Genomic DNA, 23,182 nt, shown 5'->3' with positions numbered 1-23,182 from the left:
CGTAACGCAAAACTGCGTTCTGCATGGGAAATATGGAAGAGAGCAAGCAGCTCTTTACAGATGAGTGAGGTAGGTGATGAGTAAGCAACTCCCATGGTTTCGTGCGTACACGCGCATGGTTGATGACGACAAGCTCAAGCTGCTGGCTTTTGAAGACCGCTGGCACTTTGTGGCGCTGCTTTGCTTGAAGGGCGAAGGTCTGCTGGACAAGGGTGATGTCCCGGGTCTGTTGATGCGCAAGGTGGCGGTCAAGCTGGGCTTGGACGTTCGCTCGCTGGAGGAGGTGGCGCGCCGCTTGGCGGAAGTTGGCCTTATCGACCAAGCAACCATGCAGCCTTTGAAGTGGGAAGGCCTGCAGATGCGCAGCGATACGGACACCACAGCAGCAGAACGCAAGAAGCGTCAGCGTGCACGTGAAAAAGCCTCCAAAGCCGCGCCCAGCAACGATGTCACGCAAGATCACGAACAGGTCACGGATGCGTCACGCGTGACTGGTACGGATGTCACGCGTACAGATATAGATACAGATATAGATACAGATACCAAAGTAGATAAGACAGAGGTAGAACTAGAAACTGTTGGTGGCCCTGCCGTGCCACCGAGCAACACACCAGCCCCGCAAGCGACACCCAAAGCCAAGCGCCTGACAGCCGACTGGGTTTTGCCGAAGAAATGGGGCGATTGGGCTTTGGCTGAGCGGCCAGAGCTCACAGCCAATGAGGTGCGCAAGCAGGCGGACATGTTCCGTGACCATTGGGTTGCCAAGTCTGGCAAGGACGCCTCCAAGCTCGACTGGGAGGCCACCTGGCGCAATTGGATTCGTCGCGCCAATATCGGCAAGCCAGCCGGAGTGGCAGCAGGTGTGCTGAACAAGCAAGAAGCTCTTGAGCAGCGCAACCGAGGTGTTGGCGCGGCCTGGGCATCGCAGGGAGGCAGCAATGCAGCAGCATGAGCGCCCCGCCTTTGCAGACTTGCTAACCGATGTGATGGCGTACTACGGCAAGGATGTGTCGGAGTTTCTGCTCAGCGTTTGGTGGGGGGCCTGCGAATCCTTTGACATGGAGCAGATCGCCAAGGCACTGCAAAAGCACGCTTGTGACCCCGAGCGCGGGCAGTTCGCTCCCAAGGTGGCCGATTTAGTCCGAGTACTCCAAGGCACCAGCACAGACCGTGCTGCATTGGCGTGGGGCAAGGTTCTGGAGGCTATGAGCGCGGTAGGGGCCTACACGGATGTGGTGTTTGATGACCCGGCCATCCATGCCGTGGTGGAAGACCTGGGCGGCTGGCCCAAGGTGTGCCGCACCGACCAGGCCGAGCTTTCCTACGTGCAGCACCGCTTTCAGGTGGCGCACAAGGCGTACACCGAGCGCGGCCAGTTCGAATATCAACGGCGCCTTGCAGGTGATCGCTCCCCAGATCACGAATACAGCAGTCGTGGCATTCCTTTGCCCCGTCCAGCACTGGTGGGAAATCGTGAGGCGGCTATCGCGGTGCTGAAAAACGGTGCAGTGGCAGGCAAGACGCTAATCACCACCTTGCCCAAGCAGGCCATGCAACTGCTGGCCAACAGCACAACACTTCAGGAGCAACGCGCATGAGTGCACTGATGAAAACCACAGCAGCGCTGACCATGAGCAGCCAGGAGATCGCTGACTTGGTGGAATCTCGCCATGACAGTGTGAAGCGAACCATTGAGCGGTTGGCAGAGCGTGGCGTGATTCAACTTCCACCATTGGTGGATGTTCCAAACCATCAGGGTCAGATTGTGAGCGTTTACCAACTTGGCAAGCGCGAAACGTATGTGGTGGTGGCGCAGCTCTCCCCCGAATTCACGGCCCGGCTGGTGGATCGCTGGCAGGAGCTGGAGAGCCAGCAAGCACCTGCTGTGCCGCAGACCATGGCGCAGGCACTGCGTCTGGCAGCAGAGCAGGCCGAGCACATCGAAGTGCAGGAAGCCCAGCTGCGCGAGGCTGCGCCCAAGGTGGCCTACGTGGATCGCTATGTGGCTGCTCAGGGAGCGATGGGGTTTCGCCAAGTCGCCAAGCTGCTCAATGCCAAGGAGCCTGAGTTCCGCGCCTTTTTGGAGGACAGCAAGATCCTCTATCGCCTGGGCGGTGTGTTGACGCCGTACCAGAACCACATCGATGCCGGCCGCTTTGTCATCAAGACAGGTGTTAGCGAGAGCGAGCACGCCTATGCACAGGCCAAATTCTCTCCCAAGGGAGTGAACTGGATTGCCGCCGAATGGGCCAAGCACCGCGTGGCGCTGGCTGTAGTGGGAAAGCAGGTGGTCGCGTGAACCCAATGACGATCACATTGCCATGGCCACCCAAGGAGCTGAGCCCCAATGCGCGCCTGCACTGGAGCAAGCTTGCCAAGGCCAAGAAGGCATACCGCTGGGTATGTGCGCTACAGGCGCGCGAGCAGGGTGCACGGGCCATCAAAGCTCAAAAGCTGCACCTGTCGCTGACGTTTTACCCACCCACGCGCCGTGCGTTTGATCTGGACAACTCGCTGGCGCGCATGAAGTCTGGACTGGATGGCCTGGCTGATGTGCTGGGGGTGGACGACAAGCACTGGAGCTTGAGCATTGCCCGTGCCGAAGAAATCGGCGGCATGGTGAAAGTGGTGGTGACACATGAGTGAGCAGCGAATCCCTCAGGGTGGTTTACCCAGGCCACGTCCCAAGCATCACCCGGTGACGGCAGCAACCCATATGCAAGAGAGCATCACCCGCCAAAGAGACGGCACATACCGGCTTAACTATTGGAAAGAAGACCGCTACTGCCGCCCCATGCAGATAGGAGCCACACAAATCTGTGTGATGGACGACTTCGGTTTCTTGGTGACCCTGTGGTCAGAGGGGCACCCATGGCATTGAGCACACTTTTCAAGCCAAAGAAATGCAAGGAGTGTTGCTGCGCTTTCACGCCAAGCTACCCGCTGCAATCGGTGTGTTCGCGCAAGTGTGCTGCTGCCAGAAGCAAGGCCAGGCCCAAGCCAAGTAAAGGCTTTAGTCGCAAGCCAGAGCCAGAGGGCGCTCACATCATCGACGGCGATGAGCGCTTTGTCGTGCAAACCGAAGATCGCCATGCCGCCCGTGCTGCGCGAATGTTGGTCAGTGGGCGCGAGACCCAATCGCTGGTGGCGCTGGTAGGGCGTGCTGCGCTGGTGAGCGTGGATACGCCAACTTCCCACCCCATTGAGAAAGAGCGCCCACTTCGTCACGAAGGCTACCGCCGACTGGTGGCTAGCTTGCCTTGCATGTGGTGTGGCCGCCAGGGGCGCAGCAACCACGCTCACGAAAACGCAGGTAAGGGCAAAGGCATGAAGGTGGATGACCGGCGCGCCATGCCCCTGTGCGTGGATGACATGGGCAAACATGGGTGTCACACGGCCTTCGACAGATATGCCCTGATTGATGGCGGGCGTGAAGCGCACGTTGAGCTGGGAAAGCAGATGGCCAACCAAACGCGCCAGCTCATCAGGGCTGCGGGCAAGTGGCCCAAGGGATTGCCGATGTGGCAGGAAACAGAAACTGAGTAAGGGAGCACCAAATGATCGAACAACGCTACATCACAGCCACGGCAGCAGCTAGCCTGCACGAGGACGCAAATTCAATCACCCAGCTTGATGTGATCAAGGCCAGCGGCATGAGTGAGCGCAATCTGGCTTCTCATTACTTGCGTTTGATTTCCAAACCGTCACGTGGCGACATGGAGCGCGTTTTCTCGGCGCTGCTTTGGGTGGCGCAAAACCGCAATCTGGCGCAGCCGCAGGAATCGGTTTCGCAAGCGTTGCGCTGGCTTGTTGATCCGCGTTGCAAGGTTTGTTGTGGCGCTGGCGTATTGCTCAAGGGTGGCAAAGAGCATGTGTGCCCCAAGTGCAAGGGGGAGAAGCTGCGCAAAGAGCCGTCAGACAAGGATGTGCAACTGCTTATCGATTACGTTCAAATCTGCCGTAATGCACATGCAAGCCGCGTGTTCAAGAAGCTGCATTAAGAGCTGTACGACTTCAAAGAAATGTGATAACGTTCGACCCGCGTTAGATCATTAAGACGGAGAAAGCGGGCACTGCTCAGGCGTCCCGCCTCCCGAGGAAATCTCCCCGGACTGTGAGCCGGGCAGTCCATTGATGGTCTAGCTCGCCCAAAAATTACAAAGCCTCAGCCGAAACGCTGGGGCTTTTTCGTTTCCGCTCTCCTGCAGAGCTTCGCCTTGTATTGAGGCGCGGCATTGAAGCGGGCAGGGCGCCAAACGCAACCCACGAGCCAGCCGTGGTCGCGCCCGAGAGGCTTGAAGGCGCGAGTATCTCCCCCTTGAGCTGTCGAGGGCCGCTGGCACACAGACAACAGGCCGCACCCTGCGCTAAGGCGTAAGTCCCAAAGGGTGCCCACATTCATTTCCGCCAGCCACACCGAGCAACGCCCCGCAACTCTCGCGCCCAAGGGTTCACGCTTGGCTGTGGCTGGCACCAATACCCATGGCCAAACTCCAAACCCTCAAGCCTAAGCTGCAGATGCTGGACACCCGAAGGGTGCCGACGATGCAGGCTGGAAGCTGGCGCACCGATGGCATGACCAGCGCCCAGCGCGGCTATGGCTACAAGTGGCAGAAGGCGCGAGAGCAGTTCCTTCGAGAGAACCCGCTGTGCGTGATGTGCGAGGCAGAGGGGCTGGTGGTGGTAGCCACGGTGGTGGACCACAAGGTGCCACATCGTGGGGACCAGAAGTTGTTTTGGCGCAGAAGCAACTGGCAGAGCTTGTGTGCAACGCATCACAGTAGGGACAAGCAGAGGGAGGAAGCGAGGCGGTAATGCTGCGCTGCAGCGACGGCTGTGACAGAGACCGCCGTGGCATTCCCGTATTGTTCCAAAACCGAAAAGCACGGCGAGGCCTTAAATGCACCGAGGTGGTGCATCCGTGTCGTGTCCGATGGACGGCAACGATGATCGGCTCAGGCGGGGGGGGGTGGTCGAAAGTCTGAGGGGCTCGCCGCTCTAGACCGCCCTGTACCGCACGCGCAAAAAAATCCCCCCGTTTTTGGGAAATGTTAAAGCTTTAACATCTGCTAAATCGGCTGCAAAGCCGCGCCGAATATGGATTCAGATGCTTTTTTGACTTTGTGAGATGTTAAAGCGATGTTAAAGGTCTGAAGGAATTGTTATGGCGCTGACAAGCAAAAAGCGGCTGTTCGCTGATGCGCTGTTAGCGGGCAAAAACAATAAGCAAGCTGCACTTGCAGCTGGTTACAGCGCCGCTTCAGCATCTGCGGCCGGGTCACGCCTTGCCAAAGACAAGGATGTGCTGGCCCACATGGCCAGGGTTTCCGAGGCCCAAGAGGAAAAGACAAAGCCACCGGCTGATTCTTTCGGTGGTGCTGAAAATCCTGCTCCCGCCTTCGATCTGAAAAAGGCGTTGTCGCATAGCGATCCGCGGGCATTCTTGCTGGCAGCAATGAATGACGGGCTGCTGGAGCCCAAGCTACGCATCGATGCTGCCAAGGCACTCATGCCGTTTGAGTTCGCCAAAAAAGGTGAAAGCAGTGGCAAGAAAGAAGACGCTGCAGCCAAGGCTAAGGCCGCAGCCCAAGGTAAGTTTGGCCGTCGAGAGCCGCCAAAGCTGGTTGCAGCTGGGGGGAAGCCTGTTTAAGGAATAAATATGGAATGGTCTACCGCGTGCACAGACTGGGAAAAGCGGATCGTGCAGCGGGAGAGCCTCATTGCTTGTCCGCCACTGTTTCCCCAAATGGCAGAGGATGCGTGGTCCATGTGCAGTGAGTTCATCCTGATGGACGTTGGTTGTCAGCGTCTTGGTGATTTGTCACTTCCTTGGCTGCGCGATTTCGTGATGGCAGTGTTCGGGGCGGAAGATCCAGAGACTGGTCGCAGGCACATCAATGAGTTCTTCCTCATGGTGTCAAAAAAGAATGCCAAGTCCACCATCGCGGCCGGCATCATGTTGTGCGCGCTGCTGATGAACTGGCGCCAGTCGGCCGAGTTGCTGATCCTCTCGCCCACCAAGGAAATTGCGGACAACAGCTACAAGCCGATTCGAGATTTCATTAAGGCCGACGAAGAGCTGTCGGCCATGCTCAAGGTGCAGGACTACTTTCGCACCATCACCCACATGGAGACTGGTGCGACCCTGAAGGTGGTCGCGGCTGACTCGGACACAGTCTCTGGCAAGAAGGCCAGCTTCGTGTTTGTGGACGAGTTGCACGAATTTGGCAAACAGGCCAAGGCCAGCAACATGCTGCTGGAGGCAACTGGTGGTCTTGCATCGCGCCCTGAGGGGTTTGTGATCTATGCCACCACGCAGTCGGCCGAGCCTCCAGCGGGCGTGTTCTTGACCAAGCTACGTTACGCCCGCGATGTGCGCGACGGCATTGTCAAGGACCGCAAGTTCCTGCCGGTGATCTATGAGTTCCCCAAGGCCATGCTGGAAAGCAAAGCGTATGAGAACTTGGAAAACGCCTATGTAACCAACCCAAACTGGGGCGCTTCCGTAGATATTGAGCGCATCACCCAGCTGCACAGCCAGGCGAAAGCCAGTGGCGAAAACGAGTTCAAAGAGTTCTTGGCCAAGCACCTGAACGTCGAAATCGGCCTGAACCTGCGTTCGGACCGGTGGGCGGGTGCTGACTTTTGGGAACAGGCCGTCGAGCGCGTCACATGGGAAGAGTTCATTCAGCGCTCAGAAGTCGTGGATGTGGGCGTCGACGGCGGCGGTTTAGATGACCTTTTGGGCTTCTGTGCCGTGGGGCGCTGCGCTGAAACGGGCAAGTGGTTGTCCTATGCCAAGGCGTGGGCACACCCATCGGTGCTTGAGCGTCGCAAAGAGATTGCGCCGCGGTTGCATGACTTTGCCCGCGATGGCGACCTGGTGTTGGTCAAGCAGATCGGTGACGACATGGAGCAGTTGAGCGCGATGGTTGCTGAGCTTGAGGATTACGACATCTTGGACAAGGTCGGTATCGACCCGGGTGGCATGGGTGGCGTCTTGGATGCCTTGGTGGCTGCTGGCGTACCTCAAGAAAAGATGGTCGGTATTAGCCAAGGCTGGCGTTTGGGCGGGGCAATCAAGACTGCAGAGCGCAAGTTGGCCGAGGGCGTCTTAAAGCACCAAGGTTCCGCAATGATGGCTTGGTGCACCGGTAATGCCAAGGTCGAGCCCAAAGGCAACGCCATATTGATAACCAAGCAAGCCAGCGGTACGGCCAAGATCGACCCGCTCATGGCTTTGTTTAACGCGGTCTCGCTCATGAGTCTCAACCCTGAGGCGCAGGGTGGGCCGGGGATTTACACACTATGACGCATACCCTTGATTTAGGGCGCACGGAGCACCGCTCGCGTGTGCTGGATGGCTGGATTGCGTCTCGGGACGGTGCTAGCATGCGCACCGGCCAGGCGCTGGCCATGGCTGAGAACAGCAATATGGACGACATGTCCATGGGCGAGCTGGTCAACCTGCTGGTGGCTGGCAACCAAACGGCTTCGGGCGAAGCTGTCACCCGGGAATCAGCCAAGCGGGTGTCGGCTGTGTATTCGTGTACATCCTTGATTGCCGGCGCAATTGCCAGCCTACCCCTGGGCTTTTATGAGCGAAACAATGGGGAGCGCGGCAAAGCTGATCACCCGTACTGGTGGTTTTTCAATGAGTCGGCCTGCGATGGATGGACCAGCTTTGATGCCATCCAGTACCTGTTCGAGAGCAAGTTCTTTGAGGGTGACGGCTTCGGCCAGATCCTGCGGGCGCGCAATAGCAATCGCGTGACGGGCTGGAAGCCTCTGCACCCGCGCACGGTGGACCCTTTCAAGAAAGATGGGCGGGTGCTGTACCGAGTGCAGCCAACGGAGGGCGCAGCCTACGTGCTACAGCCGGAAGACGTGATTCACTTGCCAAGCCTGGGTTTTGACGGTTTGCGCAGCCCCAGCTTGATCACCTTTGCGGCGCGCGAGGCAATCGGCACCGCATTGGCCAGCCAGAAGTACACGGGAAAGTTCTTTGCCGGTGGCGCTGGTTTTGATTACGCGCTGAAAACCAGCTCCAAACTGAAAAAAGACCAGCTTGAATTGCTCAAGGCCAGCTTACTGGCGCGATTGGGTAATGGCGGCCGAGGCCCTTTGATCTTGGATGGCGGTCTGGAGCCGGCGCAGCTGAGCGTCAATAGCAAGGATGCCGAGATCTTGGGAACGCGCTTGTTTACCGTGGAAGACATTTGCCGCTTCTTTGGTGTCCCGCCTCACATGGTCGGGCACACGGACAAAACGACGAGCTGGGGTAGCGGCATTGAGTCACAGGGCATTGGCTTTGTGCGCTACACGCTGCAGCGGCACCTGACGCCAATGTCGCAGGAGCTCAACCGCAAGCTCTGGCCGGTGCGTGAGCGCTACTTTGTGGAGCACATCACTGCAGCACTGGAGCGCGGCGACCTCAAAGGGCGCTACGAGGCTTACCGCATCGCCATGGGCCGTGCAGGTGAGATGCCGTTTATGGATGCAGATGAAGTTCGCCGCCTGGAGAACATGCCCCCAAACCCAAACCTGCGCATGAACACGGGCGAAAGCTCGGGTAAGGATGACGATGAAAAACCGACTGAATAAGCTGTATGCGGACAACCGCAAAGCAGCGGCTCGCAAGTTTGAGGTGGTGGCAAAGGCTGACACCAATGAAGTCGAGATCTTCCTGTACGACCACATTGTCTCCAGTGAAGAGGAGGCGGAGTGGTTCGGCGGCGTAGCGCCCGAGTCATTCGTCAAGGCCATTAAAGGCTTGGACGTAGACACCATCCATTTGCGCATCAACAGTCCTGGTGGCTCGGTGTTTGCTGCCCGCGCCATGGAGCAGGCCCTGCGCGATCACAAGAGCAAAGTGATCGTGCACATCGACGGCCTGGCTGCTTCGGCGGCCACCTTTATCGCGATGGCGGGCGATGAAGTCATCCCCGCAAAAGGCGCCATGTTCATGATCCACAAGGCGTGGACTGGAATGTGGGGCAACGCTGACGACCTGCGCAAAGAGGCTGATCTGCTGGACAAGATAGACGGCACTTTGGCTGAAACCTATGCAAGCAAGACGGGCAAGAGCGTGGATCAAATCTCTGCCTGGATGGCGGAAGAAACTTGGTTTACAGCCGATGAGATGCTGGAGCACGGCTTTGCCACATCCATTGCAGAGACAGAAGCCAAGGCCAGCGCCTGGAACCTGTCTGCCTATGCCAAGGCGCCAGCACCTGCACATCCAGAACCTGAGCCAGCACCTGCCCCAGTTGCTACCGAGCCAGAAGAAACCATTACCGAAGAGCACCGGGCGCGACTTACTCAGCGCCTGAACTTCATTTCCCGAATCTGAGCGCGAGCGCGCACCAGAGAACTGACCGCCCTTGAGGCGGTTTTTTTACGCCCCTAGAAAGGAAACCCCATGAGCAAACTCGCTCAACTCCGCGCGCATCGCGATGCTAAGGCTAAAGAAGCGCACGCACTCAACAACAAGTACGCCGCTGATGTGCGTATGTCCCCAGAGGACGCCAACACGCTGGACACGGTGCTGAACGAAATCACCGCCATCGACGCCCAGATCGAGCGTGAAAACCGTTTGGCACAGGTGGCTGGCGACGAGCATGCCGAGCACGAAGCGGCAATGAACGCGGCCACCCGCAACGGCGGCCAGTCCGGTGAAGCTGAAGCACTGCGCGCCATGCTGACTGGCGGCCTGTCTGCCTTGTCGCAAGAGCAGCGCCAAGCCATGAATGCCCGCGTCAATCCAGACATTCGAGCCGCAATGTCCACCACTACCGGCGCAGAGGGCGGCTTTACGGTGGCGACGGAGTACAACCGTCAGCTGATTGAAGCCATGAAGGCTTTGGGCGGCGTGCGTCCTGTGGCTCACACGTTCCAGACTGGCACTGGTGCGACCATGAACTTCCCCACAACTGACGCTACAGCGGAAGAGGGCGAAATCGTTGGTCAGAATGCTGCGGCATCGCTGGGTGAAACCACTTTCGGCAATGCAACCTTGGACGTGTACAAGTACAGCTCCAAGAAAATTGCACTGCCATTCGAGTTGTTGCAGGACTCCATGTTCAACTTGGAGGTCTACATCCAGACGCTGTTGGCACTGCGCATTGGCCGCATCACCAATCGCCACTTCACTGTGGGCACTGGCACCAGCCAGCCGCGCGGCATCGTGACAGCCTCTACGCTGGGCAAGGCGGGTGCAACCGGCCAAACCACCACCGTCACCTATGACGACCTGGTGGACTTGGAGCACAGTGTTGACCCAGCCTACCGCGCAAACGCATCTTGGATGCTGCACGACGACACCCTCAAGGTGCTGCGTAAGATTAAGGACACCCAAGGCCGTCCAATCTTTGTGCCTGGCTACGAGCAAGGCAACCCCGGCGGTGCGCCTGATCGCTTGCTTGGCAAGACCATCAGCATCAACCAGCACATGGCCACCATGGCGGCCAGCGCTAAGTCGATCCTGTTCGGTGACATGAAGAAGTACTTCATCCGCGATGTGATGGACCTGACCGTGTTCCGCATGACCGACTCAGCCTTCACACTGAACGGCCAAGTCGGCTTTGTGGCGTTCACACGCACCGGCGGTAACCTGATCGACGCAGGCGCAGGCATCAAGCACTACGCAAATTCTTCTACATAAGAAGGGGCTGCATCATGGCTAAAAACAAACCTGATGCGGCCCAAGTGGCCGCTTTTGTGTTGTGCGACGGCTCTTTTGATGGGCTGCGCAAGATTGCCGCTGGTTCTGTTGTGACGGATGTGCCTGCGGATGTGATTGAGCAGAACGGCAACTGGCTTGATGCGAATGATGCCGCTGTGGCTCATGCATTGGGTGAAGGCGCTCCAACTGTGCCGTTTTCCGCTCCTGAGCAAGCGCCAGAGATCAAGGACTAAGCCATGCTGCTGACCCAGACCATTACAGCCCTGGGCAATGAGCCTGTGACCGTGGCCGAGGTCAAGGTCAGCGCCCGCATCGATGACGACATCACCGAGCTGGACGGGCAGATTCAGACGCTGATCTCCTCGACACGCCTGGCGGCCGAGCACGAGTGTGAGCGGCAATTCCTGCCGCACACACTGCAGCTGGGATTCTCTGGCTGGCCGTCCGGGGCTCTCCCTGCGGCGCCTGTCACTGAGTTGGTGGGCGTGGAGGCTCTGGACGGCACAGGCTGGGTGCCTGTGAATGGGTTTGCACTGCTGCAGACCATCTGCGGCACGGCATCGGTGGTGTACACAGGCAACCCATCTGAGTTGCCAGCGTTGCCAGTTGTCGAAGGTGAGCGGGTGCGCGTCAAGGTGAAGGTGGGGTGCTCTGAAAACATCCGGGCCTACATCATCGCCATGGTGGTGCACCAGATCACCACTGCCAGTGCTGCGCAGCCAACGAACCCGCCGTCCTATCTGGCTGGGCTGCTGGACCGGGAAAGGAGCTGGGTATGACGATTGCTGCCGGAGATTTTTCGCATCAGATCCACATCCAGCGCAGAACTGGTGGCCACGACGAGTGGAATTCGCCCAACCCGCAAGGCTGGGAGAACATCACAGCCAAGCCGATTTGGGCCAATGTGCGGCACCAGTCCGGCAGCGAATCCATCCGTGCCGGAGCTGATGTGTCCATCGTGCGCGCCTCGGTGCGTATCCGCTGGCGCACAGGCGTCGATGCTGGCATGCGCGTGCTGCATGGCGGCCAGGTCTTTGATGTTGAGGCTGTGCTTCCTAGCGCTGACCGCACGCACATCGACCTTGTTTGCCGACTGCTGCCCATTGCTGACGCGCCTGCGCCTGAGCCCGATCCGGGCGGCGGATGGGGGTGACATGCTGAGTCTGAACCTTGACTTGAAGAAAGTCACGCAAAAGCTGGATGGCATCACCAAAGCTTCCAAGGAGGCGGTAAGGCCAGCGGCCCAAGCGGGCGCGCAAGTGCTCTATGAGCGTGCGCGGCAGGAGGCCCCAGTGTCTGAGCGGTCGCACATGTTCCACATTGAGGGGCGCGTCTATGGCCCCTACAAGCCCGGGACGCTGCGCGATTCGATCTATCAGGTGTACGCCAAAAGCCAAAGCACTGACGGCAAAGCGCGGTACGAGATCAGCTTCAACCACTCAGAGGCGCCTTACGGCTTCATGGTGCTGCGTGGCACCAGCAAGAACGGCGCCGATGACTTTATCGGGCGGGCGTATGACATAGGCGCAACCGCTGCAACTGCTGTTGTCAAGACAAGGCTGGAAAACAGCATCAAGAAAGCACTGTGATGGAAGCAATCCTTGAAGCCACGCTCAAAACGCTGTGTCCACGTGTGTTTGTCACTGTCGCGCCATCCGGTACTCAGACCCCTTTTGTTGTCTGGCAGCAGACCGGTGGGCTGGATTTGTCCTACATCGAAAACTCCAGCGCCAAGCGCCATGCCCGCGTGCAGATCAGCGTATGGGCGGCCACGCCGCAGCAAGCAGCAGCGCTGCGAGGCCAGATCGAGGCCGCACTCAGGCCTCTGGAAAGCCTGACCTGCACACCATCTGCAGCCCATCACATGACCTACGAACCCGACACCAAGCTACACGGCGTGCAGCAAGTCTGGGAAATCTGGGTCTGAATCAACAAGAGCTGCCCAGCAGCCGTCACACCAAACCGCCCATCGAGGCGGTTTTTTCGTTTCTACTCATGAAAGGACATGACGTGCACACACCTATCGTTTCCATCATCAACGGCGAGCCTCTGGCGTCTTCGGAAGTCATTGCCAAAGGCGTGGGCCTGCAGCACAAGAACGTGCTGGCCCTAGCGCGCAACCACGCGGCCACTCTGATGGAGTTCGGAAAACTCGCGTTTGAAACGCGAGTAAACCGGCGCGGCCAGCCCACCGAGGTAGCAATGCTCAACGAGCGCCAGGCCAGCCTGTTGTTGACCATGATGCGTAACACCAAGGCTGCAGTGGCTTTCAAGGTGAGCCTGGTCCGCGAGTTTTACCGCATGCGCGATGCGCTTGACCAGCGCGATCAAAACCTTTGGCAGCAACTGCAAACAGCCATCGCTCAAGAGGTTGAGTCCAAAGTGCGCGCCTCCTTTGGCTCGCACCTCATGCTTGAGCGCAAGAAAGAAAAGCCGCACCTGACTCAAGCCATTGAGCGCTTGGAAGCTGAGATCCAGCCAGCCTTGCCACTTCACTGATTACCACTGTCCTTTCGTGGTTGACCGCCTTCGGGCGGTTTTTTTATTCCCGCATCGCGCCTGAGAGGGCGCTTTTTTGTGCCCGAGAGGGCGTAACCACCCCGCTATGCGTAGTCGCTGGCGGGTTTTTTCGTTTCTGAAAGGGCCAAACCATGGCTTCAGTTCCAACCGGAACGACCTTCGCGGTCGCAACCTCCTTTGCAGCCGCAAAGACCATTTCCGCAATCTCTAACGCCGCTGAAGCGGTGGTTTCCTGCACCGCCCACGGTTACACCGCTGGTGACGTGGTGCTGATCGAATCGGGCTGGGGTCGCTTAAACCGCCGCGCGCTGGAGGTGAAGTCGGCAACGACTGACGCCTTCGTCATCGCGGTGGACACCACCAATCTGGGCTTCTACCCTGCTGGCTCTAGCGCTGGCTCCGTCAAGAAGGTGGCCACCTTCACGCAGATCAGCCAAGTGACCGGCGCATCCAGCTCCGGCGGCGAGCCTGTGACCGTGGACTACAAGTACATCGAATCTGATGTGTCTTACTCCATCAACGACGGTTTCGGCTCTACGCAGTACACCCTGACGATTGACGCGGACGCCATCGGTAGCGCAGGCTACACAGCGCTGCAAAACCTGACCGATGTGCAAACCGACACCGTGCTCAAGATGCTGTCGCGCTCGGGTGCGCGTCTGTACATGCCTTGCACCGTGGCGCTGAACGATGTGCCTTCGCTGAACGACGGCCAGATCAACACCGTGTCGGCGCAATTTGCAGGCTCAAACCGCCCCATCCGCTACAAGGCTTAATGCTTTGTAGCTATCAATTCTGAACCGCCATCGGGCGGTTTGGTCGTTTCTGGCTTCGGCCAACCCCCTGCACCGACCTGCCGCTTCGTCTCCTTCAGCAGAGGCGGGCGGCAGGCACGGGCACTTATCTCCCTTCTGCTGAAAGACAAACACCATGGCAAAGCTCTCTCTGACCCAAAAGCCCACCTTCACCGCTACTGTGCGAATCCCCGTTTTGGGCGGCGGCACTGAGCCAGTGCAGTTCACCTTCAAGGCCAAGCGCCGAGCTGAATTTGCGGAATGGCTGGAAGTCTTGACCACCAAGGCTGACGAAGCGCGCAAAGATGAAGATGTTGTGCTGGACATTGCCTCTGGCTGGGAGCTGGAAGAACCCTTCAACAAAAAGAACATCATCGAGCTGTGCGAGGTTCACCCAGGCAGTGGCCGCGCCATCGTGGCTGCGTACATCAACGAATACGCAGGCGCCAAAGCGGGAAACTGATTGCCATCGGCCACGCTCTCTACGCACCAGAGCCAGAGATCGCGGCCGGGTTTGCGCCGGAAGACTACGAAGAAGACCCGATAGAGGTCTGGCCAGAGCACGCCAGAGCCTGGGTCTTCTTTGTGGAAAGTTGCTCAACGCAGTGGCGCGTGGGTGGCATGGGTGGGCCGACTGGAATGGATTACACGGCTGTGCTGCATGTGATCCAGTTTGAGGAGCCCGACAAAGTGCAAGCCAAAGAACTGTTCGAGCAGGTCAAGCTGATTGAGCGCGGGGCGCTGAAGGCGATGGCTGAGGCGCGTAAAGATCAAAAGTAGAGGTTTAAATGAGCCAGACTGAAAAAAACCTAGAAGTGCAATTGGCTGCAGCTATTGAAGAAATCAAAGGCTGGAGTGCTGCCGCCTTCAAAAGCGCAGCCAAACAACCAAAAGATGATGAGTTTGGCCGCCGCTTTATAGAGCATGGGGCGGTTTGCTATGCAAACTGCGCTCTTATGTTGCAGAAAGTCCTAGGCGACGCTTCGCCTCATCCTTCAAAAGCTCCGTCAGAATCGCAATTGAGACACCGCCAGTAGACGAAATAACTTTGTTCTTTACGCTTGACCAGATCGTTTTGCTTCTGGACGCATCAATGAAGTCATGTCCTTTGGATGTGATGGATAGGGGGTGAGCTTGAGGAACAGGGTCTTCCATGTGCGAGCTGTTTGCAGCTTCGATTAACCCTGCGTCAGCTAGTAAATGGCAGTGATAACCAATTTCTAGCTTATCTCTATCTTGAAAGACGGGAACTCCAGAATGATTATCTTCCAGCCAAAGAAGAATATCTCGCATCAAATCCATGTCACGCTTCATAACTACCTCCCTTAATTAGGTAGTCATCCTATGACGCGCTCTTGACCGCTGGCAATCTGTGCAAACGTACAGCGAGGCGGGTTTGCTACCATCGCGCCAAACTATTTAGGAGGTGTGATGCGTATTTTTGTTTTTGTGGGCGCGATCATTGGCGCCATGTGCTTGCTGGCATCGTTCTTTATGCCCGGTGCGCCGCAACAGGCAGCTATGGCGGCTACTGCATGCGCCTTTGCCATCATCCCTTATGTCCTGTTTCGCGTTCAAGCCACTGCAGACGCCGAAGATCAGCGGCAAGAGCTGATCGAGCTGCTTAAGCAAAAGTAGTAATCACGCTGAGATTCACAAAGCCACCTTCGGGTGGTTTTTGTGTTGGCACGGCAGAGATATCAGGCCCGCTTCGGCAGGTTTGGTAGCATCGCGTTACTTTAAGGAGGGCGTGATGGAAGTATTGCTACTGTGGGTTGGATTTGCGGTTGCCGTTGGTTTTCTGGCTGCCAAGTGGCAGAGGTCAGGCTTTGGTTGGTTTTTTCTCGCCTGCCTTATTTCGCCACTCCTTGCTGGAATTTTCTTGTTGATTGGCGGCGATGTCAGCGATAAATCTCCTCGCGACGAGACGGGCAACCGGATAACGCCAGACACTCATGTCCACTGCCCTGATTGCCGTGAGCTTGTGCGCAAAGACGCTCGCAAGTGTAAGCACTGCCAAGCAGCTCTAGTGCCGCAGAACTAGAGCGCTAAATTTCAGATAGCCACCTTAGGGTGGCTTTTTTATTGCCCGCTTGGTCTAGGCCTTGCGGGCATTTTCATTGGGGCCACCATGGACAAGATGGATGTAACGATCGGCATAAGCGCCGATGCAACAGGTGTAGAAGCCGGTGTCCGCCGCTCGAAACGCAGCCTTGCCGACTTGGGCAAGACAGCAAAAGAAGCGTCGCAAGGGATTGGTGCGCTTGGCGATGGTGGCGACAAATCTGCCAAGAAAATTGAGCGCGATACGCGAACCATGCAACAAAGCTTGCAGCGCTACATCGCCACCCTGAAGGCAGGATCCAAGGAAAGTCGCGTCTATTGGGAGCAAATGGCCGACTTCAAAGGGATTAATAAAAATGCTCTGCGTCCGTTACTGGATCAATTAGACGAGCTCAAGAGAAAGCAACAAGAAGCTTCGGGAGCATCTGGCGGATTGATTTCCTCACTTGGGGGCCTGCGCGCGGCTGCCTCGGTGGCAATTGGCGGGTTTGCCGTTCAAGGGTTGTTGCAAGCCACTGCAGCAATGTACAGCGCGAGCGCGGCGGCGGAGCGTTTACGTATTGGGTTGGACTTTGCGTCGGCACGTGGTTCAGCTGATGAAATCAACTATCTGCGCAGGACAACTTACGACTTAGGGCTGCAGTTTCAAAGCACCGCACAGTCTTACATGCAGTTCCAGGCAGCCGCTAAGGGAACAACGCTAGAGGGCGATAAGGCCCGGGCTGTCTTTGAATCCGTGGCAAAGGCGTCAGCTGTCATGGGCTTGTCTGCAGAGCAAAACAGCGGCGTGCTGCTGGCCTTACAACAGATGGTTTCTAAGGGGACGGTGCAAGCTGAAGAGCTGCGCGGTCAGTTAGGTGAGCGCCTGCCCGGCGCTTTCCAAATCGCCGCCCGCTCCATGGGTGTTACTACCGCCGAGTTGGGCAAGATGCTGGAAATGGGAGAAGTCATTTCTGAAGACTTCTTGCCTAAATTTGCAGCAGAGCTAGAAAAGACGTTAGGTGATGCTCCTGAAAAAGCAGCAAACCGCCTTGATGCTTCGATCAACCGCTACAACAATGCTTGGGAGCAGTTCAAGCAAAGCTTGGGCGATTCGGGTGTGAGCCAGTTCTGGTCTGGACAGATGGACATTCTGTCTGATGGCCTGATGAACTTTAATCAAAGCATTGAGTCCGCAAGAGCTGCTGGCGCAGGTTTTGGAGGGCAATTGGCAGCTGCAGCGGGTGCGGCGTTAGAGTTTTTAAACCCTGTGAACGCGATTGGTTACAGCGCACTAGAGACAGGGCAAAAACTCAAAGAAGCTGAAAAACGTCTGCAAGAGCTTAAAGACGCTGGCGCGCAAAGCAGTTCCAACCTAATGCTGCGTGAGTCCTACAACCATGCCCAGCGCTTAGTAGATAAGCTGCGCGAAGCTAAACGGGCGCAGGATTCTTTGGCAGCCGTTAATGCGCCTGTAGCCGGCGGAGATCCATACAACGATGGCTCGCAATACGCATCGTATCTGGATCGTCAGAAAAAGCTTGATGCGGCGCAGCAAGGATTGCTGGCAATAAGTGCGCGCGACAACGGCATTAGCAAGGCTTTTACAGGCGATTTGCGGGCGTATGAAGCCGCGCTAGAGACTGGGGCAATGTCAGTTCAAGACTATGCAAAGGCAGTCACTGAGCTGAACAAAAAGCGCTACGAAAGCACCGAAGCGGGCAAGGCTGAGGCCAAGGCTGCGAAGGATGGCGCCAAGGGCAACAAGGAGGGCGAAAGCGCCATCCTGTCCTATATCAAGAGCTTGGAGGCTCGCACTGCAGCCCAGCGCCTGGAGATAGCCCAGGGCGACAAACTGACCGAAAGCCAGCGCGCCCGCATCCAGCTGGAAGCCTTGCTTGCCGACAGCAAGAACAAGGCCAGCAAAAGCCAGGTTGCGAATGCGCAGGCATTGTTGGCAGAGTCTGAAGCCAATGAGGCATGGCTGAAAAATGCCAGCGATGTCGAAAAAGCCATTGCTGACATGCAAAAGGCGCGTGAGCAGTCACTGCAGTCGGTGCAGGATTCGGTCAAAAAGCTGGTTGAAGAAGCCGAGGCCGCAGCCTACGCAGAGACACACAACATCAGCTTGGCTGAGGCTGTAGAGCGGTTGGCACTGGCACGCGCTGAGAATGCGTATCAGCAGGCGGTGGAGCGCCAAGAATCCCAGCAGACGCTGGATTTCCTGCGTCAAGAGATTGATGCGCGCAAGCAGCTTGTCACGGCGACGGCGCAAAAAGAAGTCAAGGAGGCAAACAAGAAGGCAGCGGAGCAAGCAGCCAAGGATTGGGAAAAGGTCTCGCAGACCATTGGCGACACCCTGGCCGACTACATCATGGCGGGCGGCAAGGATGCGGCGACGTATCTGAAGCGCTTGTTCTCCACGCTGGTGCTGCAGCCCGTGGTGCAAACCGTGGTCGGCAGCCTGATGGGCACAGGCACCGCTGCGATGGCTGGCTCTGGTGCCGGGTTGATAGATCGCCTTGCAAACAGTGGAGGTAGTCTTACTAACTGGACGAACCTTGGAGGAAACGTAGGCAACTGGCTGTCTGATGCAGGCTTTAGATCCATCAACAACGGTTTTACTGGCGTCGGCGAATCACTGCACAACCTTGGTCAAACCATTCAAGGCGTTGACGCTTGGTTTAAGGATGCCGTTGGACTTGAAGGAGGCATAGGTTCAGCGCTTGGTTATGCAAATGCCTTGCACAGCTTGAGCCAAGGGCAGTATGGATCGGCCATTGGCTCTGCGGTTGGCACCTACATCCTTCCAGGCATTGGAACCATGATCGGAGGCACATTGGGAGGGTTTGTTGACAGCCTCTTTGGTGACGACGACATCCCGCGCTATGCAGCGACATCCGAGTACCGTGGTGGAGTTACGTCCAAGGGGTGGACTCCGGGCGATCAGTGGAACGACGCTCTCTATCCGATGGTTAGCGGACTGGCAGGAGCCATCGGATCATCTCTGGATGCTGCAGCAAAAACCTTTGGTAAGACGGCTGGTTATGAGCTGTTTGTTTCGTTTTCCAAAGATGCAGATAACAGCGGTGTCTTCGGTGCGATGAACATCAAAGGACCGGACGGTCAAACCTTGGTTGACTGGTCGCAGTACGACAAGGGCTGGGGTGGGCGCTGGTTCAGCGATGGAGATGCTGGAGCGCAGGAGTTCATGGCTGCCATCGCTGCCGATGTGAAGACGGCATTGACGTCTATGGATCTGCCAGGCTGGTCGGATCAGTTGATCAATGCCGCACAGGGGTTGGAGGGGCTCAACACCGCACTGCAACAGATCGGCGCAATCAAAACCGTGTTTGACTCGCTGGGTCAGACCATGGACATGTTCGCTGGCATCAGCGGCAGCGTCCAGACGACCTTGCTCAATGTGTCCGGCGGCATCGATGCGCTGACCAGCAATGCACAGTCGTTCTATGCGAACTATTTCAGCGAGCAAGAACGCTTGGATGCCACGGTAGCCAGCCTGACGGAGACTTTTTCCAAGTATGGCGCTGCACTTCCGGCCACGACCGAGCAGTACCGAGCTTTGGTCGAGCAGCAAATGGCTGCAGGTGAGGCAGGTGCAGAGCTGGCAGCGGTGCTGCTTGGCATGAGCGGCACTTTCGCCAGCGTGGCGGATGCATGGAGCAAAGAGCTTGACGGCATGGCGGCGTCTGTGACGGACTTCTTTGCAGACCTTAATGCATCGATCGGCTCGCTGTTGGCTGATGTGGAAAGCTTGCGCAAGGACATATTGCGCAGCAATGAGCCAATGACAGCGGAAGAGATTCGCGCAGCCATCGGTTCTACGGCTCTTGTCGGTCCAAGCAGTGCTCTCGTGGCGCAAACGCAGGCCAGCACGGCATCTGCTGCCGGGAAGGTCGCTCAGCGTCAGACGGAGCTTGCTGCGCAGAAGGCTGCAGCAGATGCCAAGCAGCAGGCAATCCTTGATGGGTTGAACAAAGCTGTTGCACCTCGAGCCACCGCGCCAGGCCAGTCAACCGATGCGCTATGGGAAAGCATCATCAGCGCTCGATGGGATGCACACACCGCTCGTTTTGGGAAAGGCTGGAACACAAGAACCACGACCGACGCAGAGCGTGCAGCAAACATGGAGCGGTTGGTCGCTGAGTACAACAGCGCGCGCAATGCGCAGGTTTATGCTGCGGCTGATCAGCAGCGCGCGCAGGATGCTCCAGGGCTTGCTTCGTCTCAGGCAGCGTTGGATGCCGCGAAGGCGGCATTGGATGCGGCTCAAAAGGCTGAAATGCAATCCAAGGTTGAGTATGCGGAGCAGATGAAGAAGTTTGTGGCGGATGCTGGAGCAAGTGTTTCCAAGCTCTCCGACCTGCGTGGCGAGGTCATGAGCTTCTACGAGGCCCAAGCCCAGGCAGTGCAGGCCATGCTGCAAAGCGCGGGCAACCTGCGCTCTGTTGTGGATGCAGTCCGCTTGGGGCAGCTCAGCACGGCACAGACAGCCCAGGAGTTGGGCCAGCGCTACGCAGTGGACTACGCCATGGCTTTGTCTACAACTGGCTCCACAAGGGCTGGTTATGTGGATGCTATGGCGGGAAATCTGCAAGGCTTATCGGAGGCCATGAAAGCAGAAGCCTTATCAGGGGCGGAATGGCGTGTGCAAACGGCCAAGCTGCTGGCCCAGGCCACGAACGCGGCTGGACTGCTGGAGGGTGATGCAGAGAGTGACGACTATCAAGACGTTGCCTTGGGGTTGCTGGACAGCATCGATCAAGCATTGGCAGGGCTGAGTGGGGCAACAAAAACCGCCGAGCAGGTGATTGCTGATGCCGTGAACAACGGCACGCAGGCGCAGCTTGAAGGGCTGCGCGCCATCGTGGCCGCGTTGACGGGGAAATCCATTCCAGCGTTTGCAGCGGGCGGCCTGCACGCCGGTGGTATGCGCCTGGTGGGCGAGCGTGGCCCAGAGCTGGAAGTGACTGGACCGGCGCGCTACTGGAACGCCAACCAGACCCAAGCAATGCTTGGTGGCGGTGGTGGCAATTCGGAACGAACAGAAAAGCTGCTTGCTCAGCTGATCGAAGAAAACCGTGTTCAGGCTGCTCGAATTGTTGACCTGCAATTGCAGCAAAACAAACTCTTGCAGCGTTGGGACGCCATGGGCATGCCAGAAGAAAGAGAGGTGACCGCATGAGTGGACTGATTGTGCTCAATCCGGTGGAAGTCACGCCAGCCATACTCGCATCGAGCGTACCCGAAGACGACTACCCGGTCTACAACCCCGCAACGACCTATGCAGCAGATGCCCGTGTGATCCACGGGCATTCTGTTTTTCAGAGCCTGCAAGCGGCGAATGCTGGCCATCAGCCGGATATATCGTCTACTTGGTGGGTCAGAGTCGGTCCGACGAATCTATGGCGAGCATTTGACCGCTCCCATACCACGCAGACGGAAGCAAACCAGTCGATGTGGTTTGAGATTTCTGGGAGCGAGGTGCGCTCAGCTTTGGCGCTTTTGAATCTCTCAGGCGTCTCTGAAGTCCGGGTGATCGTGACCGACCTGCAGTACGGCCAGCTTTATGAGCGAACGGTCGTAATGCTCTCGGCGCAGGCTCAATCGAACTGGTACAGCTGGTTCTTCGGCAAGCGCCAGACGCGCCAAGAGCTGAGGTTGCTGGATTTGCCTAGCTACCCCAACGCCACGATTCGGATTGAGCTTACAGGCCTTGCCCTGATTGGCGTCGGCGTGATCTTGGTGGGCGACCAGATCACTATTGGAGAAGGCGTTCAACAGGGCATGCGGATGGGTATCCGCGATTACTCGCGCAAGGAAACCGACCAATGGGGGGAGGTGACGCTGCAGCAGCGGGCATATAGCAAGACCCGTTCCTTGAGCCTACTGCTGAAAAACGATCAGCTCGATGAAGTAGAGCGGCAGCTCACGGATTTGCGCGCAACGCCTGTGCTGTGGATCGCCACGGATCGCTTCGACTCACCCAACGTGTACGGCTGGTATTCCAGCTTCGATATTTTGCTGCAGTACACCCGTTACTCCGAGTGCACTATTGATATAGAAGGGCTCTCATGACCACGGTAATTCAAAATTTACCCACACCCCCGACCCCCGCAGATACGCCAACCGAGTTCAACTCCAAGGCGTTTTCTCTTTTGGGGGCCTTGCCCGGCTTCGCGACCCAGGCGAATCAGCTGGGCGGCGAAATGACCAACCTTGGCCTGGAAGCAGGTCAAGATGCTGAAGCAGCGCGCCTGCATAAAGAAGCTGCGGCCGGTAGTGCAGGTGCAGCAGCTGGCAGTGCCGCCGCCGCAAGCACAAGTGCAGGGCAGGCTGCTGGCGCCGCATCAGCGGCAGATACAGCCAAAATGGCGGCAGAATCTGCGCGCGACGCTGCTGCGGGATATGCTGCTTCCATCGACCCTGCTTACCTGCGGGATCGAGCGAATCACACTGGCACCCAGCCCATCAGCACTGTGACAGACTTGCAGACTGCGCTGGACGCCAAAGCAGATAATTCGGCAGTGGCGCAAGCCATCGCTATGGCAGCGACATTCACAACTGTTCCCGCCACGTTTCAAGCATGGATCATCGTCGTCACGCAGCCGCACCTTCGGCAGATGGTCTGGAGCGTTGCCAAGAACCGGTACGTTCGCGCTCCGTGGCACCCGGTTGGTAAAGCTGGCTACTTCTTGCGTGAAGTCGGTGAAGGCTTCCTGCAAGTGCGTGGCGACGTGGTGCTTCAGGCGGCAGACTTTCCAGACCTTGCAGAGTATCTAGGTGTGACTGGATCAACCTTCGTGCTTGATGAGGCGCGTGGTGAGTTCATTCGTAACGCGGATAGCGGACGGGGCAAGGATGCCGGGCGTGTTATCGGCAGTCATCAGGGTGATGCGGGGCGAAATTTGACCGGGACTTTCGGCTATGTGCCTAATCCTGGCGCGAATAATGTGGCGGGTGCTTTTGCGGCGGATGTCGAGGCATCTCAGCAAGTGCTCGGGACGATCAGTGGAGTTACCCGTGTGTATAGCTTGAATGCGTCGCGGCAATGGCCTGTGGCTGGAGAATTCCGCCCAACCAACCGCGCCTACATCTTCGCCGTCACATACTAAGGATT

At 57.6% G+C, this 23,182-nt stretch carries 27 protein-coding genes; 26 read left to right on the top strand and 1 reads right to left on the bottom strand.

What is annotated here, in order from left to right:
* Positions 1-76: 76 nt before the first annotated feature.
* The 21 genes from QEP12_RS07715 to QEP12_RS07615 all read left to right on the top strand — a co-directional run bounded on the left by QEP12_RS07715 (position 77) and on the right by QEP12_RS07615 (position 14,778).
* Entirely contained in the window at positions 77-952 is an 876-nt protein-coding gene (locus QEP12_RS07715) for a hypothetical protein (RefSeq protein ID WP_284213890.1), read from the top strand.
* Complete coding sequence (locus QEP12_RS07710; protein ID WP_284213889.1) at positions 939-1,598, top strand: DUF6475 domain-containing protein; 660 nt, start codon at positions 939-941, stop codon at positions 1,596-1,598. Before QEP12_RS07715 ends, QEP12_RS07710 begins: the two co-directional genes overlap by 14 nt.
* A complete protein-coding gene (locus QEP12_RS07705) occupies positions 1,595-2,299 on the top strand; it encodes a phage antirepressor KilAC domain-containing protein (RefSeq protein WP_284213888.1) in 705 nt (234 codons plus the stop codon). Before QEP12_RS07710 ends, QEP12_RS07705 begins: the two co-directional genes overlap by 4 nt.
* Before the next feature lie 5 nt (positions 2,300-2,304).
* The gene (locus tag QEP12_RS07700; protein ID WP_284213887.1) at positions 2,305-2,646 is read left to right on the top strand and encodes a RusA family crossover junction endodeoxyribonuclease; all 342 of its coding nucleotides are present in this window, start codon (positions 2,305-2,307) and stop codon (positions 2,644-2,646) included.
* 426 nt (positions 2,647-3,072) lie between these two features.
* A complete protein-coding gene (locus QEP12_RS07695) occupies positions 3,073-3,546 on the top strand; it encodes a hypothetical protein (protein ID WP_284213886.1) in 474 nt (157 codons plus the stop codon).
* Between the two features lie 11 nt (positions 3,547-3,557).
* A complete protein-coding gene (locus QEP12_RS07690) occupies positions 3,558-4,001 on the top strand; it encodes a helix-turn-helix domain-containing protein (RefSeq protein WP_284213885.1) in 444 nt (147 codons plus the stop codon).
* A 481-nt stretch (positions 4,002-4,482) separates the two neighbouring features.
* Positions 4,483-4,815: an HNH endonuclease signature motif containing protein gene (locus QEP12_RS07685; protein ID WP_284213884.1), complete on the top strand. Its 333-nt coding sequence runs from the start codon at positions 4,483-4,485 to the stop codon at positions 4,813-4,815.
* Positions 4,816-5,164: 349 nt separating this feature from the next.
* The gene (locus QEP12_RS07680; RefSeq protein ID WP_284213883.1) at positions 5,165-5,650 is read left to right on the top strand and encodes a terminase small subunit; all 486 of its coding nucleotides are present in this window, start codon (positions 5,165-5,167) and stop codon (positions 5,648-5,650) included.
* A 9-nt stretch (positions 5,651-5,659) separates the two neighbouring features.
* Entirely contained in the window at positions 5,660-7,312 is a 1,653-nt protein-coding gene (locus QEP12_RS07675) for a terminase large subunit (protein WP_284213882.1), read from the top strand.
* Positions 7,309-8,604 carry a phage portal protein gene (locus QEP12_RS07670; RefSeq protein WP_284213880.1) on the top strand — a complete coding sequence of 432 codons (1,296 nt, stop codon included), beginning with the start codon at positions 7,309-7,311 and terminating at the stop codon, positions 8,602-8,604. The genes QEP12_RS07675 and QEP12_RS07670 overlap by 4 nt, the downstream gene beginning before the upstream one ends.
* On the top strand, positions 8,585-9,352 hold the full coding sequence (locus tag QEP12_RS07665; RefSeq protein ID WP_284213879.1) for a head maturation protease, ClpP-related: 768 nt from the start codon (positions 8,585-8,587) through the stop codon (positions 9,350-9,352). The genes QEP12_RS07670 and QEP12_RS07665 overlap by 20 nt, the downstream gene beginning before the upstream one ends.
* Before the next feature lie 69 nt (positions 9,353-9,421).
* Entirely contained in the window at positions 9,422-10,663 is a 1,242-nt protein-coding gene (locus tag QEP12_RS07660) for a phage major capsid protein (RefSeq protein WP_284213878.1), read from the top strand.
* Between the two features lie 14 nt (positions 10,664-10,677).
* Entirely contained in the window at positions 10,678-10,917 is a 240-nt protein-coding gene (locus QEP12_RS07655) for a hypothetical protein (protein WP_284213877.1), read from the top strand.
* 3 nt (positions 10,918-10,920) lie between these two features.
* Entirely contained in the window at positions 10,921-11,463 is a 543-nt protein-coding gene (locus QEP12_RS07650) for a head-tail connector protein (protein ID WP_284213876.1), read from the top strand.
* On the top strand, positions 11,460-11,837 hold the full coding sequence (locus QEP12_RS07645; protein WP_284213875.1) for a phage head closure protein: 378 nt from the start codon (positions 11,460-11,462) through the stop codon (positions 11,835-11,837). Before QEP12_RS07650 ends, QEP12_RS07645 begins: the two co-directional genes overlap by 4 nt.
* A gap of 1 nt (position 11,838) precedes the next feature.
* The gene (locus QEP12_RS07640) at positions 11,839-12,273 is read left to right on the top strand and encodes an HK97-gp10 family putative phage morphogenesis protein (RefSeq protein WP_284213874.1); all 435 of its coding nucleotides are present in this window, start codon (positions 11,839-11,841) and stop codon (positions 12,271-12,273) included.
* Positions 12,273-12,611: a DUF3168 domain-containing protein gene (locus tag QEP12_RS07635; protein ID WP_284213873.1), complete on the top strand. Its 339-nt coding sequence runs from the start codon at positions 12,273-12,275 to the stop codon at positions 12,609-12,611. Before QEP12_RS07640 ends, QEP12_RS07635 begins: the two co-directional genes overlap by 1 nt.
* 83 nt (positions 12,612-12,694) lie before the next feature.
* Complete coding sequence (locus QEP12_RS07630; RefSeq protein ID WP_284213872.1) at positions 12,695-13,183, top strand: Rha family transcriptional regulator; 489 nt, start codon at positions 12,695-12,697, stop codon at positions 13,181-13,183.
* A 152-nt stretch (positions 13,184-13,335) separates the two neighbouring features.
* A complete protein-coding gene (locus QEP12_RS07625; protein ID WP_284213871.1) occupies positions 13,336-13,980 on the top strand; it encodes a phage tail tube protein in 645 nt (214 codons plus the stop codon).
* Between the two features lie 154 nt (positions 13,981-14,134).
* Positions 14,135-14,461 carry a phage tail assembly chaperone gene (locus tag QEP12_RS07620; protein ID WP_284213870.1) on the top strand — a complete coding sequence of 109 codons (327 nt, stop codon included), beginning with the start codon at positions 14,135-14,137 and terminating at the stop codon, positions 14,459-14,461.
* Positions 14,380-14,778: a DUF1799 domain-containing protein gene (locus QEP12_RS07615; RefSeq protein WP_284213869.1), complete on the top strand. Its 399-nt coding sequence runs from the start codon at positions 14,380-14,382 to the stop codon at positions 14,776-14,778. Before QEP12_RS07620 ends, QEP12_RS07615 begins: the two co-directional genes overlap by 82 nt.
* A 174-nt stretch (positions 14,779-14,952) precedes the next feature.
* On the opposite strand, the gene QEP12_RS07610 is transcribed toward QEP12_RS07615, so the two are convergent.
* The gene (locus QEP12_RS07610; RefSeq protein WP_284213868.1) at positions 14,953-15,312 is read right to left on the bottom strand and encodes a DUF2513 domain-containing protein; all 360 of its coding nucleotides are present in this window, start codon (positions 15,310-15,312) and stop codon (positions 14,953-14,955) included.
* A gap of 117 nt (positions 15,313-15,429) precedes the next feature.
* Between QEP12_RS07610 and QEP12_RS07605 the strand changes: the two genes are divergently transcribed.
* From QEP12_RS07605 to QEP12_RS07585, 5 genes are all read left to right on the top strand, one after another.
* A complete protein-coding gene (locus QEP12_RS07605) occupies positions 15,430-15,636 on the top strand; it encodes a hypothetical protein (RefSeq protein ID WP_284213867.1) in 207 nt (68 codons plus the stop codon).
* Between the two features lie 115 nt (positions 15,637-15,751).
* Positions 15,752-16,042, top strand: a complete 291-nt coding sequence (locus QEP12_RS07600) for a hypothetical protein (protein WP_284213866.1) — start codon at positions 15,752-15,754, stop codon at positions 16,040-16,042.
* A gap of 87 nt (positions 16,043-16,129) precedes the next feature.
* On the top strand, positions 16,130-21,247 hold the full coding sequence (locus QEP12_RS07595) for a tape measure protein (protein ID WP_284213865.1): 5,118 nt from the start codon (positions 16,130-16,132) through the stop codon (positions 21,245-21,247).
* Complete coding sequence (locus QEP12_RS07590) at positions 21,244-22,140, top strand: carbohydrate-binding protein (protein ID WP_174864287.1); 897 nt, start codon at positions 21,244-21,246, stop codon at positions 22,138-22,140. Before QEP12_RS07595 ends, QEP12_RS07590 begins: the two co-directional genes overlap by 4 nt.
* The gene (locus QEP12_RS07585) at positions 22,137-23,177 is read left to right on the top strand and encodes a hypothetical protein (RefSeq protein ID WP_174864288.1); all 1,041 of its coding nucleotides are present in this window, start codon (positions 22,137-22,139) and stop codon (positions 23,175-23,177) included. The genes QEP12_RS07590 and QEP12_RS07585 overlap by 4 nt, the downstream gene beginning before the upstream one ends.
* Positions 23,178-23,182: the final 5 nt, after the last annotated feature.

The sequence above is a fragment of the Comamonas jiangduensis genome (assembly GCF_030162955.1).
GTDB lineage: Bacteria > Pseudomonadota > Gammaproteobacteria > Burkholderiales > Burkholderiaceae_C > Comamonas > Comamonas jiangduensis.
Note: the sequence above shows the minus strand (reverse complement) of the source record. Positions and strands in the feature narration are given on the sequence as shown.

Excerpts from the sequence above, each read along its gene's own strand:
- QEP12_RS07715 (WP_284213890.1), top strand. The coding sequence starts at position 77 with ATGAGTAAGCAACTCCCATGGTTTCGTGCGTACACGCGCATGGTTGAT.
- QEP12_RS07710 (WP_284213889.1), top strand. The coding sequence starts at position 939 with ATGCAGCAGCATGAGCGCCCCGCCTTTGCAGACTTGCTAACCGATGTG.
- QEP12_RS07705 (WP_284213888.1), top strand. The coding sequence starts at position 1,595 with ATGAGTGCACTGATGAAAACCACAGCAGCGCTGACCATGAGCAGCCAG.
- QEP12_RS07700 (WP_284213887.1), top strand. The coding sequence starts at position 2,305 with ATGACGATCACATTGCCATGGCCACCCAAGGAGCTGAGCCCCAATGCG.
- QEP12_RS07690 (WP_284213885.1), top strand. The coding sequence starts at position 3,558 with ATGATCGAACAACGCTACATCACAGCCACGGCAGCAGCTAGCCTGCAC.
- QEP12_RS07685 (WP_284213884.1), top strand. The coding sequence starts at position 4,483 with ATGGCCAAACTCCAAACCCTCAAGCCTAAGCTGCAGATGCTGGACACC.
- QEP12_RS07680 (WP_284213883.1), top strand. The coding sequence starts at position 5,165 with ATGGCGCTGACAAGCAAAAAGCGGCTGTTCGCTGATGCGCTGTTAGCG.
- QEP12_RS07675 (WP_284213882.1), top strand. The coding sequence starts at position 5,660 with ATGGAATGGTCTACCGCGTGCACAGACTGGGAAAAGCGGATCGTGCAG.
- QEP12_RS07670 (WP_284213880.1), top strand. The coding sequence starts at position 7,309 with ATGACGCATACCCTTGATTTAGGGCGCACGGAGCACCGCTCGCGTGTG.
- QEP12_RS07665 (WP_284213879.1), top strand. The coding sequence starts at position 8,585 with ATGAAAAACCGACTGAATAAGCTGTATGCGGACAACCGCAAAGCAGCG.
- QEP12_RS07660 (WP_284213878.1), top strand. The coding sequence starts at position 9,422 with ATGAGCAAACTCGCTCAACTCCGCGCGCATCGCGATGCTAAGGCTAAA.
- QEP12_RS07655 (WP_284213877.1), top strand. The coding sequence starts at position 10,678 with ATGGCTAAAAACAAACCTGATGCGGCCCAAGTGGCCGCTTTTGTGTTG.
- QEP12_RS07650 (WP_284213876.1), top strand. The coding sequence starts at position 10,921 with ATGCTGCTGACCCAGACCATTACAGCCCTGGGCAATGAGCCTGTGACC.
- QEP12_RS07645 (WP_284213875.1), top strand. The coding sequence starts at position 11,460 with ATGACGATTGCTGCCGGAGATTTTTCGCATCAGATCCACATCCAGCGC.
- QEP12_RS07640 (WP_284213874.1), top strand. The coding sequence starts at position 11,839 with ATGCTGAGTCTGAACCTTGACTTGAAGAAAGTCACGCAAAAGCTGGAT.
- QEP12_RS07635 (WP_284213873.1), top strand. The coding sequence starts at position 12,273 with ATGGAAGCAATCCTTGAAGCCACGCTCAAAACGCTGTGTCCACGTGTG.
- QEP12_RS07625 (WP_284213871.1), top strand. The coding sequence starts at position 13,336 with ATGGCTTCAGTTCCAACCGGAACGACCTTCGCGGTCGCAACCTCCTTT.
- QEP12_RS07620 (WP_284213870.1), top strand. The coding sequence starts at position 14,135 with ATGGCAAAGCTCTCTCTGACCCAAAAGCCCACCTTCACCGCTACTGTG.
- QEP12_RS07610 (WP_284213868.1), bottom strand. The coding sequence starts at position 15,312 with ATGAAGCGTGACATGGATTTGATGCGAGATATTCTTCTTTGGCTGGAA.
- QEP12_RS07605 (WP_284213867.1), top strand. The coding sequence starts at position 15,430 with ATGCGTATTTTTGTTTTTGTGGGCGCGATCATTGGCGCCATGTGCTTG.
- QEP12_RS07600 (WP_284213866.1), top strand. The coding sequence starts at position 15,752 with ATGGAAGTATTGCTACTGTGGGTTGGATTTGCGGTTGCCGTTGGTTTT.
- QEP12_RS07595 (WP_284213865.1), top strand. The coding sequence starts at position 16,130 with ATGGACAAGATGGATGTAACGATCGGCATAAGCGCCGATGCAACAGGT.
- QEP12_RS07590 (WP_174864287.1), top strand. The coding sequence starts at position 21,244 with ATGAGTGGACTGATTGTGCTCAATCCGGTGGAAGTCACGCCAGCCATA.
- QEP12_RS07585 (WP_174864288.1), top strand. The coding sequence starts at position 22,137 with ATGACCACGGTAATTCAAAATTTACCCACACCCCCGACCCCCGCAGAT.